Here is an 8129-nt window from a genome sequence, read left to right on the forward strand (position 1 = left end):
AGCCCCTCGACGGACACGACGTGGCCGGCCGGCGCCGCCCGGCCGCGGTCTCCGTCGCCGAAGGCGAGGCTCTGCCCGTCGGCGGCGAGCACGAAGCCGGGCAGCGACGGTGCGGCCGCGTCGAGGTCCGGCCGCTGCTGCCAGCGCACGAGCGGACCGCCGGCCGGCGGATGCGACGACACGGTCAGGTCGCCCGGAAGCAGCGGGTCGCCGCCCACGAGGAGGGTCTCGCCCGGTTCCCCGCGCAGCGGTCCGAGCGTGGTCGGCGAGAGGGTGGGGACGCGTTGGACGGCCGGCACTGCGTCGCTGCCGATCGCGTGGATCAGCGGCGCCGTGTCGGGCCAGCCGGCGGCCAGCCGGCAGCGGATCCAGTACAGCGGGGCGAGCACCTCTCCGACGGCCGCGGCGGCCCAGCCGGCCGGGCTGGGCAACGTGACGAGCCCGGACATCGACAGCGCGCGCGTCTCGTCGGTCACCGGCGCTCCGGTGAACGGCTGCCAGCCGGCGCCGTCGAACCACTCCCATGCGGTACGTGCGCCGTGATGCCGGTGCGGGTCGATGTCGGCGCGCGCCATGGCGTCCCGCAGGTCCTCCGGGTCGCCGTCGCCGGCGAGCTGGACGGCGACCGACAGCGCCCGTCCGGCGGCGGGTGGCCCGCTGCCGGCCAGCCCGATCAGCAGCGCCGGGCACGCCTCAGAGGACGGGCCGGCGTTCGCGGCCGGGTCCGGCCCGAATGCGGGGACCGGCCGGCCCGCGGCGAGGTCGGCGCTGCGATCGGTGATCGATCCGGTGCCCGGCTCGGCGCCCAGGACCTGCAGCGCCGCGACGCGCATCCCGGTCGCGCTCAGCGGTCGCTCGGTGCACAGCGGGATCGGGCTCCCGCCGCCCGGGGGCGTCGCCTCGACGACGACACCGGCCGGCAAATCGAGCGGCGCGGCCGAGCGTGACGTCACCGTCAGCATGACTCGGGCCGGCCGGGCAGGCGCCGGCGCGCAGCCGACCAGCCGCAGGAACTTGCCGCGGTAGGCGTCGGTGATCCGGTTGACCCGGTACAGGTCCAGCTCGGTGGCCCAGGCGAGGACGTCGAGCAGCGTGATCCCGGGGTCGGAGTAGTTGTGGTCGGTCCAGCCCGGTGCATAGCTGGGGATCAGCGCTCGCGCCTCGTCCACGAGGTCGGCCCAGCGGCGATCGTCGAGGTTCGGCAGGGGCAGGGGCATGTCAGTCCTCCGGTCCGGAGAGGGTGATCCGAAGCGGTCCGGCCACCACGATGCGGTCGGCGGGCACCTGAACGACGTCTCCCCGGGGGACGCCGTCGACGAGCAGCTCGAGCGTCCGCAGGTGGTCCAGACCGGGAACGCTCTCGAGGAGCCTCGCCAGGTCCGACAGGTGCACACCCCTCCCGAACGGCCACCCGGCGCCGGTGGGGCCGCCGTCGAGCGGGTGCAGGAACGCGGTCACGGCGGCCAGTGCCGCGTCGCCGACCGAGCCGGCCGCGGCCGGGTCGGCTGGCACGACCGCCGCCGCGACCCCCACCGGGTGGTACGCCGGCGACACGACGCCGACCTGGCCGGCGACCGCCGCGGGGCACCGCGCGCACAGGTGCTCCGCGACCTGCCGCCGTAGCCCGAACGACGGCATCGGGCGCGGGTCCTTGCTGTACGGGATGATGGTGACCCGGACCCGGTAGCCGCCGCCGTCCGCGCCGGTCTCGGCGACGGCGCGCGCGACGGCGACCGCCGGGGAGGCCTGCCGGGCCAGCAGCTCGTAGTCGGCGGCGCTGAGCGCCTGCAGCCGGCTGCGGACGAGAGCCGGTGCGCGCCGCACGACCCGCTCGACCGGCTCCCCGTCCGCCCCGCCCTCGGCCGCGCGCACGTTGGTCACCGCGCTGGCCACGATGCCGGACATGAGGGTGGTCAGGGCGCCGGCCGGTACGTTCCCGGCCGCGCCGCCACCCGTGCGGTACTCGGTGAGCCGCAGGTTGTCGGCCCCGGCGGGCGGCACGCGCCCGTGCCTGCCGTCGCCGAAGGTGATCCGGCCCTGCGAGCGCTCGACGACGTAGTGCCGGTCGCCGGGACCGGAGAAGTAGAGGTGGGGGCGCTCCTGCCAGCGGACCCAGACCTCCACCGCCGCCCCCGTCCGCGGGTCGGTGACGATGCTGAGATCCCCGGACGGGCGGCCGCCGGCCTCGACGTCGGCCAGCAGCAGGCTGCGCTCGACCTCGGCGCGCGGCCCGGACAGCTCGCGGACGTCGAGGAGCTGGCCGGGGAGGATCGGCGCCTGCCGCGCGCGGAGGGACTGGCCCGGCTCGCCGGAGCCCCCGCCGAGCACCTCGTTGCGCACCGTCCTCGAGTGCGTGGCCCAGGTGGTGTTCAGGTAGATGCCGCCGATCGCGGTGGGCGCCGGCTCGCCGTCCGCGCGCAGCCGCGCGCGCAGCCACGCGGCGCGGGGGGTACCGAAGCGGGCCAGCCCGGCCAGGGACACGGTCGCGCGCGGGTAGCTGCCGGACAGTGGCGTCGTGAACGTCAGCGCATTGCCGTGCACCGCGTCGACGACGACGGGTTCCAGCTCGGCGCCGGAGCCGAGCAGCACGTGGTCGCCGGGGCGGAACGCCGACGCCGCGACCTCGTCGGCGAGCAGGGCCTGGCTCTGCGACGCGCCGACCACCGTCGCGACGGGGAGCGGGCTGCTGCCGGGACAGGTGACGGCCACGACCCCCGGCAGCACCAGCCCGGCGGTGTCGTCGCGGACGCCGACCGGATCCCAGCGTGCGCCCGTCCACGCCTCCCAGGCCAGCGCGGGGCCGGAGGCGATCCCCGGGATCTCCGCGATGTCGAGGAACAGGCTGATCACGTCCGCCGGCAGCGGCCGGTCGAAGCCGAGATACAGGGTGGGCGTCATGTCGCGGACCGTGGCGAACGGCTCGAACGCGGTGCCGCGATCGAGCGCCGCGGCCGTGCGGTCCTCGTACGCGAAGTCGTTGTGGGTGAGGCACGCGTGCGGTCCGGTCAGCGGCGAGCGGTAGACGAAGCCCCCGCGCAGGGTCTGCCAGGACGGCGGGCGGGGCTCGATCGTCCGGAACGCGTGGCTGTCGCCGGCCGCGTCCTTCCAGGTCGTGGTGAGGGTCCTCGCGAACGTGTCGGAGGTCAGCCGGATCCGGATCCACCGGGCCGTCGTCCCGGCGACCTCGACGGCGGCGATGTCGTCCGGCACGGAGAAGGTGAGCGCGCCGCCCGAGACCTGGGTACAGAACGTCACCAGGTCGTCGGAGGCGACCTCCAGAGCGCGCCACCCCGTGCCGTCGAAGTACTCGGCGACCATCTCCGGCGTGTGGTCGGATCCGGCCACCCCGGTCGGCAGGGTGTCGCTCGTCCCCGTGTCCGCCCACGTCTGGCGCAGGGTGACGACGGCGCCGGGCTTGCTCAGCGCCTGGTCGAAGGCGATCGCGAAGTCCGATCCCGGCTGCGGGGTGGCGCCGAACGGCAGCATGCTCTTGGAGAGGTCGACCGGCCCGCCGCCGTTCGCGGCGCGGTCCAGGGGCAGGCCGCTGAAGTCGGTCCACAGGTAGTAGTTGCTGCGTCCCCGCTGATGGGTCACGGTCTTGACCAGCGTCGTGTATCCGGAGATCGCGACCCGCAGGACGTAGCTCCCATAGTCCAGCCCGTCCCACTGCACCGACCCGGCGGTGAGCGACTGGACCGGATACGTGCTATCCGGGTCCTGCAGATCGCTCAGCGACGCGGTCGCGTCGGTGAGGTCGAGTCCCTGGGCGGCCAGCCCGGCGGACTCGATCCACAGCCGGTTGTCGATCCCGCCGTCCGGACCGGCCAGCTGGATGACGCCCATGCTCGGCGCGATGACGGTGCGCAGCTGGACCCGGTCCACGGCCGGACGGGCACCGGCGACGTTCGGGGGCAGAGCGGAGACGAGCCGGGCCCGGATCCAGTGCGAGACCCGGCCGGCGACGGCGCGCCGGACCGAGCCCGCGCAGTCCGCGACGAGGCGCACGGTACCGCTGCGGGTCAGCCCCGCGGTGCCGTCGACGCTGTCGGAGCTCCTCGACCTCGCGGCCGGCACGAACTCCTTGAAGCGTCGCCAGCCGGTGCCGTCCCAGTATTCCCACACCGTCGGCATCGGCACCGGCGCGGGCTGCGCCAGGTCGACGACGACCTCCACGGTGACGGCGCCGGTCAGCGCCAGCACAGTGTCGTGCGCCAGGTACAGCTCGTGGGGCACCGGCGCGAGCGGATCGAACAGGGTGAACGCCGCGCCGGTGCGCGCGGCCGCACTGTGGTCGGCCCACCCGTCGCGCCCGGGCCACACGGTCGCGACCTCGACGAGGCGTGCCGCGGTCAGCCCGGTCGTCGTCTCCGTCTCGAACACCAGCGGCTGGTCGAGGCCGGGGACGGACGCCCCGACCTGCGAGCCGGCGACGGCACGCGTGTCGCTGCCGCCCGGGGGAAGGGTGAACCTGACCGGCGCGCGGGCGGGCCGGGCGGGAAGCAGCGAGAGCCCGAGCATGTCGAGGAACGCGAGCCGGGCCTTGCCGGGGACGAGGTCGAGACGTTCGTGGACGGCGGCGAGCTGGCGGGCATAGGCGCGCAGGAGCGCCTGGGCGGGGGCACCGTCGGACACCCGCCCGGGGACGAACCCGGCGAGGCGCACGATCAGGTCGGCGTACAACGCGTCGTCGGAGCGGATGGGATGGGTCGTCACCGGTCGCCTCCCTCGAGGAGGTACAGCGGGTAGACGAGGTTGTAGAACGTGTTGGTCGCGCGGACCCGGTAGGCGATCGCGACGTCGAGGCGCCCGTGCGGCGTCCCGGCCGTCACGTTCACCTCGTGCACGTCGATGCGCGGCTCCCAGGTGGCGAGCCCGACGCTCACGCGGTGCCGGACCAGGGCCATGGTGGTCGTGTTGAGCGGCTCGAAGACCAGGTCGCGCAGCCCCGCGCCGAAGGTGGGCCGCATCAGCCGTTCGCCGGGCGACGTGCCGAGCACGACACGGATCGCCTGCCGCACGTCGTCGTCGTAGGCCGCCGTCGCGATCCCACCGGCGCTCGTGAGGTCGACCGGGAAGGCCCACCCGACACCGAGGAAGGAGCCGGCGGAGGCGGGCTCGCTGGGCATCTCACCCTCCGATCTGCACGGTCGGCGCGCCGGCGACGATCGGCGCGCCGCAGCCGGCCAGGTCGCCCATCCGCAGCGCGGGCCGGCCGCCGATGAGCACCGTGGCGCTGCCGACGGGGAACGGGGTGGGCGGATGCGGTCCGGCGAGCGGGGGCATCGCGCAGGTGTGCAGGTCGCCGACCACCGCCGCCGGCAGCCCGGCGATCAGCACCGGCGGCACGCCCGGTCCGCTCACGAGACCGGGGTGTCCGGTGGGGTCGGTGACGCGCGCGGCGGGGGGCATGTCGGGCCTCTCCTCAGTTGATCTTCACCAGCGAGCCGGTGATCGAGCAGACCCCGGCGGTGGTGATCGAGACGGAGGTGCCGGTCGTCGAGACGGTGCTGCCGGTGGTCGACACCGGCCCGGTCGACGTCACGGTGACGGCCGGGGCGGTGATCGTGACGCCGGCCGGGCTCAGCGTGAGCCGGGTCGCCCCGCACTGCAAGGTGATCATCGTGTTGCTGGCCAGGGTGATGCCCGGCGGCAGCCCTGCGGCCGCCTGGGTCATGTCCGGCGTGGTCAGCGTGATGGCCGGCGGTGCCTCGCGGAAGCCGAGCTGGTTCCCGGCCGGCGTGCGGATCATCCGGACCTGGGGCAGCGGGCTGGCCATCGGCGGCGGCGCGCTCGCGTTCCACAGGCATCCGAGCACATAGGGAGCGTTGACGTCACCATGCTCGAACGCGACCACGACGTCGTCGCCGGGGTTCGGGATCGCGTAGTGCCCTGCGAGCCGCCCGCTCATGGGCGTCGCGACCCGCGCCCAGGCCGACAGGTCGGTGGAGCTCACGAACGGCACCCGCACCATCACCCGCCCGAGGGTCAGCGGATCGTCCACACGGACGACGGTTCCGGTACAGATCCCGTAGAACTTCTTGTTGAGGCTCTCCTCCAGATCCGCCGCGGCGTCCATCAGGTCTTCGATCACGGCAGGATCTCCTTGAATACGTCGAAGCTGGTGCGGTACCCCGAGCCGTCGAGGGTGTGCGTGGCCGAGGCGACGCGGTAGTCGCCGCTGAAGTCCGGGCCGAGCCCCTCCAGCCGCACCATCGCCCCGGCTCGGATCGTCGGGTCGCCGACCGCGGTCGCCGTTCCGGTGAGCCGGCTGTTGAGCCGTCGCCGCAGCGCGCTGTAGATCTTCACTGCGCTGGTCGCGATGTCCGCGGGCGAGGAGATCGGCTGGTCGATGATGGTGAACGCGGGCCCGGAGAACGGCGCGCCGGCCGCTTCCGCGACTCCCGGCACGACGGAGACGCCGATGCACTCGCGGTCGAAGTCCCAGAAGATCGACACCAGGAAGTCCAGCGGGATCTCGCGCAGCGTGAACTTCATCGAGACGCCGGCGACCTGCCCGACGGTGCTGATGCGCGGCGCGAAGTCCAGCAACGACGTCCCCCAGGTCAGCGTCTGGCGGGGGGTGTACTCCTTCAGGAACCGCGACAGGTACAGCACGTCGCCGTCCACCCAGAAGTCCGCGTCGTAGGAGTCCGCGATCTCGGCGAGGAACTGCAGGTCGCTCTGGCCGCGCTGCTTGCGCCCGGCGCCGCCGAAGACGTAGTTGACGGCGGCGAGGGCGCTGGACGCGCCGACGATCGTCGGATCGATCGCCGGGATGATCAGATTCTCGGCAGCGACGATCGACGCGATCAGGAAGTCCGGCAGCGGCCCGAAGCCGCGGGCCGCCGTGCCGCGGGCGAGCCGCTGCAGGTGGTCGTGCGCGACGAGCGTCATGGTCGGGAGGCCCCCGGACGGGAAGGACATCGTCAGGCCGGTCAAGTCGCCGGTGAACACCTCGGTCAGCGTGCCGCCGGCGTACCCGATCGCGAGGCTCAGCGCGTTGTCGAGGTCGAACAGCCCCGCGGGGATCCCGCTGCCGCCGACCGGCCCGAGCCGGACCGGGGCCGGCGCCATGGAGAAGCCCAGCCCGCGGATGTGCTCCTGCAGCCACCGCAGGTCCTGGTTCGCGAGCGCGATCTCCACGCGGTCGGCCGCCTGCGTGCCGTCCTGGTAACGGATGCTGGTGACGGCGCCGCGCAGGGCCGCGGGAATGGGGGTGCCGTTGATCGTGACGGCGTAGTCGGGGGCGAACCGGGTGAGTGCGGCGGTCATCAGCGCATCACCAGACCGGACTCGGGATCGGTGTACGGCAACCGGGGGACGGACAGCGCCAGCCCCGCCGGCAGGCTGCGCGGGTCGTCGATCCGGTTCCGGATGGCGATCGGGCGCCACTTCGTGGGATCGCCGTACACGTCGGTCGCGATCGCGGCGATCGTCTCGCCCTGCGCGACGACCCGGACCTTGGTGTAGTCGGCGGTCTCCCGCTTGATCTCCTTCGCCTCGAGCTCGGCGTTCTTGAGCTCGTTGAACGTCACGCTGACGCGGGCCCGGATGGGCGTGCCGTCCGGCTTGAACATGACGAAGCGCTGCACCGTGCGGGCCAGCACGCAGGTGAAGCTGAGCGTCCCCCACGTGAACAGCGCGACCGGGGGAGCGTGCGTCGTGGGGTCGATGTCCATGAGACCGGTCACCTGCGCGAGCAGCGGGCGGACATCGTCGCCGGCCGCGTTCACCTGGCGGGTACCGTCCCGGTGCGTCTCGTAGGTGTCGAGGAACAGCTCCATCTCCAGCGTCTGCAGGCCGCCGTGCACGAACTGCAGCAGCGGTGCGGAGAGGCCGGGCACGGCGGCCTGCGCATAGGTGACGTCCCGGTTGATCGTGTACTCGCCGGGGTTGAACTGGACGGGGACCCGGCGCCCGGTGACGGTATTGGTCAGCGTCGCCTTCTCCAGGCCGGTCATGGCCAGCTCCGCCCGCTGCGCTCGCGGTGCGCGATCAGCCGCCGGTCGATCGCTCCGACGACGAGGTCGGTCAGCCGCTCGACGTCGTGGCCGGCCAGCGGGGGAGCCGGGGCGCGGCCGGCCCAGGCGCCGGACGCCGGCGCGTCGGCCGGGCGGAGCGGCGCACCC

Annotated in this window: 7 protein-coding genes; all 7 read right to left on the reverse strand. The window is 74.0% G+C overall.

Translation table 11 applies throughout. The features are described from left to right. Window positions 1-1217 (reverse strand): hypothetical protein (locus F8A92_RS17850; RefSeq protein ID WP_456064335.1); only part of this gene is annotated, 1217 nt, incomplete at its 3' end. 1 nt (window position 1218) lies between these two features. Beyond that, complete coding sequence (locus tag F8A92_RS17855) at window positions 1219-4713, reverse strand: putative baseplate assembly protein (RefSeq protein WP_153506534.1); 3495 nt, start codon at window positions 4711-4713, stop codon at window positions 1219-1221. After that, a complete protein-coding gene (locus tag F8A92_RS17860) occupies window positions 4710-5126 on the reverse strand; it encodes a GPW/gp25 family protein (RefSeq protein WP_153506535.1) in 417 nt (138 codons plus the stop codon). Before F8A92_RS17860 ends, F8A92_RS17855 begins: the two co-directional genes overlap by 4 nt. Before the next feature lies 1 nt (window position 5127). Beyond that, entirely contained in the window at window positions 5128-5409 is a 282-nt protein-coding gene (locus tag F8A92_RS17865) for a PAAR domain-containing protein (protein WP_153506536.1), read from the reverse strand. A gap of 13 nt (window positions 5410-5422) precedes the next feature. Beyond that, entirely contained in the window at window positions 5423-6091 is a 669-nt protein-coding gene (locus F8A92_RS17870) for a phage baseplate assembly protein V (RefSeq protein ID WP_153506537.1), read from the reverse strand. Further along, on the reverse strand, window positions 6088-7272 hold the full coding sequence (locus F8A92_RS17875) for a phage late control D family protein (RefSeq protein WP_153506538.1): 1185 nt from the start codon (window positions 7270-7272) through the stop codon (window positions 6088-6090). Before F8A92_RS17875 ends, F8A92_RS17870 begins: the two co-directional genes overlap by 4 nt. Next, window positions 7272-7961 (reverse strand): CIS tube protein, encoded by a 690-nt coding sequence (locus F8A92_RS17880; protein WP_153506539.1) that lies wholly within the window; start codon window positions 7959-7961, stop codon window positions 7272-7274. Before F8A92_RS17880 ends, F8A92_RS17875 begins: the two co-directional genes overlap by 1 nt. Window positions 7962-8129 lie beyond the last annotated feature (168 nt).

This window comes from Cumulibacter manganitolerans (assembly GCF_009602465.1).
Lineage (GTDB): Bacteria > Actinomycetota > Actinomycetes > Mycobacteriales > Antricoccaceae > Cumulibacter > Cumulibacter manganitolerans.